Source organism: Bacillus hominis (assembly GCF_018332515.1).
Classification (GTDB): Bacteria; Bacillota; Bacilli; order Bacillales; family Bacillaceae_G; genus Bacillus_A; species Bacillus_A hominis.
In genome coordinates, this window is record NZ_BOQD01000487.1 from 1 (window position 1) to 4,405 (window position 4,405).

General features: G+C 35.6%; 3 protein-coding genes and 2 pseudogenes. 4 read left to right on the top strand and 1 reads right to left on the bottom strand.

Going from position 1 to position 4,405, the window contains the following annotated elements; genetic code table 11:
* Window positions 1–332: pseudogene (locus tag KI356_RS26675) on the bottom strand (hypothetical protein); the annotation flags it as partial.
* Between the two features lie 109 nt (window positions 333–441).
* Between KI356_RS26675 and KI356_RS26680 the strand changes: the two are divergent.
* The 4 genes and pseudogenes from KI356_RS26680 (at window position 442) to KI356_RS26695 (ending at window position 4,115) form a co-directional block, all read left to right on the top strand.
* The gene (locus tag KI356_RS26680) at window positions 442–1,089 is read left to right on the top strand and encodes an HD domain-containing protein (protein ID WP_033711799.1); all 648 of its coding nucleotides are present in this window, start codon (window positions 442–444) and stop codon (window positions 1,087–1,089) included.
* Window positions 1,086–2,981 carry an ABC-F family ATP-binding cassette domain-containing protein gene (locus tag KI356_RS26685; RefSeq protein WP_128279870.1) on the top strand — a complete coding sequence of 632 codons (1,896 nt, stop codon included), beginning with the start codon at window positions 1,086–1,088 and terminating at the stop codon, window positions 2,979–2,981. Before KI356_RS26680 ends, KI356_RS26685 begins: the two co-directional genes overlap by 4 nt.
* 76 nt (window positions 2,982–3,057) lie before the next feature.
* Window positions 3,058–3,789 carry a Bax inhibitor-1/YccA family protein gene (locus KI356_RS26690; RefSeq protein ID WP_212936959.1) on the top strand — a complete coding sequence of 244 codons (732 nt, stop codon included), beginning with the start codon at window positions 3,058–3,060 and terminating at the stop codon, window positions 3,787–3,789.
* Between the two features lie 95 nt (window positions 3,790–3,884).
* Window positions 3,885–4,115: pseudogene (locus tag KI356_RS26695) on the top strand (DUF4318 domain-containing protein).
* The last annotated feature ends 290 nt before the right edge of the window (window positions 4,116–4,405 follow it).

A 4,405-nucleotide genomic window follows, 5' to 3' on the forward strand; every position in this document is an offset into this window, starting at 1 on the left:
TGTTGTTCTTGAGTATGCTGAGTTGTATATGGATTTTGCTGATATTGTTGTTCTTGAGTGTGCTGAGTTGTATATGGATTTTGCTGATAGTGTTGTTCTTGAGTATGCTGCGCTACATATGGATTTTGTGGATATTCATAATTGAGACGTGTGTCATAAGGGTTTTGTTGATATTCAGCTTCTTGATTTTGCGGAGTTGCGTATGGATTTTGTTCGTATTGGGGTTCTTGATGCTGTGTTTCCTGCTCCCCATATTGTTCTGCATATCTTTGTTCCTGATGTTGAGGGGAAAATGGTTGCTGTGGAAAAGGTGGTTGATTATTATAGAACATTTTTATTCCTCCTTCATGATGATGCCTACCACCTAGTGTATGGGCGGACAAGAAAATATGTGATGAATAAATGCAGGCGTGTTACAATAAGAAACTGGGTGAAGATAAAATGATAAAACAAGAAAAAATACAAAAAACAATAACTTTCGTAAAACATATTTTAGAAAAAGATGCGAGTGGGCATGATTGGTATCATATTGAACGCGTACATAAATTGGCGATTTCTTTATCCGAGCAAGAAGGTGGAAATCGTTTTATAATTGAAATGGCAGCATTACTTCACGATGTAGCAGATGAGAAGTTAAATGAGAGTGAAGAAGCAGGAATGAAAAAAGTTTCTGATTGGTTAGAAGAGTTACGTGTTGAAGAAGAGGAAAGTAAGCATGTTCTTCATATCATCGCTAATATGTCTTATAAGGGCGGTCATGGTGGCACAGTTGAGTCACTTGAAGGGAGAATTGTGCAAGATGCCGATCGTTTAGATGCTCTTGGTGCAATTGGAATAGCTCGTACATTTGCATACGGAGGAGCGAAAGGGAGATTAATGTATGATCCAACTATTCCGCCGCGTGAAGGAATGACAAAAGAAGAGTATAGAAAAAATAACGATCCATCTTTAAATCATTTTTATGAAAAACTTTTAAAATTAAAAGACTTAATGAATACGAACGCGGCAAAACAAGAGGCTGAAGTTCGTCATCGTTATATGGAACAGTTTATTGAACAATTTATGAAAGAGTGGAATGCACAAATATGAAAATGTTAACTGTGGAGAACTTATCGAAATCATACGGAGAAAAACCGTTATTTGATGGATTATCATGTAGTATTACAGAAGGACAACGTGTCGGAATTATTGGTGTAAACGGTACTGGTAAATCGACATTATTAAAAATTATTGCAGGGTTAGAAACTCCTGATACAGGTGATATGACGCATTCACGTGGTTATACAATTAGTTATTTATCACAGCAACCAGAGTTTGATGAAAAACTAACAGTATTAGAGCAAGTGTTCCATGGTGATACACCTTTAATTCGTCTTCTTCGTGATTATGAAAAGGCACTATTAAATATCGAAAAAGATCCAAGTAATGAAAAAGTACAGGAACAATTATTTGCAGTGCAGCAACGTATGGATGCAATGAGTGCATGGGAAGCAAATGCAAATGCGAAATCACTTTTAACGAAATTAGGAATTACAGATTTCACTGCAACTGTTGGAAATTTATCTGGTGGACAGAAAAAACGTATCGCAATGGCACAATGTTTTATTGAAACACCTGATTTATTAATTTTAGACGAGCCTACGAACCATCTTGACCATGAGACAGTTGAATGGTTGGAAGAATATTTAGCAAGATATACAGGTGCGGTATTACTTGTAACCCATGATCGTTATTTCTTAGATCGTGTGACAAACCGTATTTTTGAATTAGACAATGGTAAACTATATAGCTACGAAGGAAACTATAGTACATTTTTAGAAGCGAAAGCACTTCGTGAAGAGCAAGAATCGGCACAAGAATCAAAGCGCCAAAATTTGTATCGTCGTGAACTTGCGTGGATTCGCCGTGGTGCAAAAGCGCGTTCGACAAAACAAAAAGCACGTATTCAGCGTTTTGATGAGCTGAAGGGACAAGAAGGACCAGCAGCGAAGCAATCAGTTGATATCGCATTAAGTGGAAGTCGTTTAGGAAAGAAAGTACTTGAATTAAAAGATGTAACGAAAAAATTTGGTGATAAAACAGTATTACATAACTTTAATCATATTGTGAAGCCTGGTGATCGTATCGGAATCATCGGAGCAAATGGAAGCGGGAAATCATCACTATTAAATATGCTTGCAGGAAAACTATCTCCTGATAGTGGTGAAGTTGAAGTAGGACAAACTGTAAAAGTTGCTTATTATACGCAAGAAAATGAAGAGATGAATTTAAATCAGCGTATGATTGAATACATTAAAGAGATTGCAGAAGTTATTCATACAACAGATGGAAAAGTAATTGGCGCATCTCAAATGCTAGAACGTTTCTTATTCCCGACGCATTCACATGGTACACCACTTGGTAAACTATCTGGTGGTGAAAGAAGACGTTTATATTTATTACGTATTCTAATGGGAGAACCAAACGTACTATTACTTGATGAACCTACGAATGATCTAGATACACAAACATTAACAGTACTAGAAGATTATTTAGAAGATTTCCCAGGTGTCGTGTTAACTGTATCGCATGACCGTTACTTCTTGGATAAAGTAGTAGATGAATTGTTCATCTTTAGTGGCGAGGGCGAAGTGCGTGAATTCCTAGGTAGTTATACGGACTATTTAGAAATGGAAAAGACGAAAGAACTTATTGAGAAAGCGGAAGTTCAAAAAGAGAAAAAAGTAGTAGAAGAAGCTCCAAAACAACAACGTAAACGTAAACTTTCATACAATGAGCAGCGTGAATGGGAAACAATTGAAGATACAATTGCCGAACTAGAAGAGAAAATTGAGTCAATTGGAGAAGAACTTGCGAAAGTTGGATCTGACTTCACAAAGGCACAAGAATTATCTGAAGCACAGCAGAAAACAGAAGAAGAGCTAGAAAAAACGATGGAACGATGGAGCGAGTTATCTGACATCGTTGAAGGTTTAAAATAAAAACAAGCTGCATATATTGAAATGTAAAGAGAAAAACTTTACACTATTGGTAGAACCTATTTTAGGAGGGGAAAAAATGAGAACATCTAATCCAATGTTGAAAAAAGAGGCATTCCGTAAAGAGGGAGCAAATACTTCTGCGATGACTATTGGCGGAACGGTAGGCAAAACGTTTATCATGCTTATCTTGCTGCTTGCAACGTCTGTCTATTCATACATACAGATGACAAATAATACGATGAAAATGCCAGTTTTAATTGGTGCTTTAGTTATTGCGGCAATCGTTGCGTTTGCATCTATCTTCTTCCCGCGCATATCACCAATTGGTGCACCGATTTATGCGGCAGTAGAAGGGGTAGTGTTAGGAAGTATTTCAGCAGTTTATGCAATGAAATTTGATAATGATATCGTTTTAAACGCTGTATTACTAACAATCTCAATTCTATTTGCGATGTTAGTGCTTTATGCAACACGTGTAGTAAAAGTAACGGATAAATTCCGTACGGGTGTAATTGCCGCTACAATGGGAATTATGGTTATGTATTTAATCGTATTCTTATTAAACATGTTCGGTGTAACTGTTCCATATATTCACCAAGGTGGAACAATCGGTATTATCATTAGTGCGGTTGTTATTGTAGTTGCTGCATTAAATCTATTACTAGATTTCGATCTAATCGAAAGCGGCGCACGTAGCCAAGCTCCAAAATATATGGAATGGTACAGTGCAATGGGTCTAATGATGACTCTAGTATGGTTATACTTAGAAATACTTCGTTTCGTTTCTTATTTTACGAAAAATGACTAGTAAAAAATCCTGCATGAAAAATGCAGGATTTTTTTATTTTCAAAGATAAATTGAGAATATGGATGTTGGGAGCCTGAACTGAAGGGGGATGGAATATGATGAAAGAGAAGAAAGGGATTATGAAAAAACTATTTTCTAAAAGTTTTTTTCATAGAACTAGATGATGCTTTAACATATCCGTCAGCAGAAGCCATTACTTCAGCTATCGAAGGATATGTGGCTGAAGTAATGGGGAATTTAAATTTGAGAGTAAAGTTAAACCGATTATTTTCTACTTAGAAAATGTAATGTACCAAATAGAAATAAAGATGAATCGTGGGGGATAATATTACATATCTTGCAGTGAAGTATAATATTTTTTTGAAATCTTACATGTTTGAAATATGTAAGGTTTCTTTTTTTCTTTTGTAAGATATAAAGCAATACTTTTTACTTACAAACAAATCATTTTGCACTTTTTACCCTTCACACATTTCTCTTTACAATGAAGAAAAATATGTGAGGTGGTATAACTTATGATGAATCTTCTCTGTACATAATAGTGCGGAAATTAAAGTATATGTATAGGTTTGGAACGTTAACATCGATAACAACCAAATATAAGCTAAAAATAGAA

What these genes read in the sequence shown, in the direction of transcription:
- KI356_RS26680 (WP_033711799.1), top strand. Translation starts at nt 442, where the DNA reads ATGATAAAACAAGAAAAAATACAAAAAACAATAACTTTCGTAAAACAT.
- KI356_RS26685 (WP_128279870.1), top strand. Translation starts at nt 1,086, where the DNA reads ATGAAAATGTTAACTGTGGAGAACTTATCGAAATCATACGGAGAAAAA.
- KI356_RS26690 (WP_212936959.1), top strand. Translation starts at nt 3,058, where the DNA reads ATGAGAACATCTAATCCAATGTTGAAAAAAGAGGCATTCCGTAAAGAG.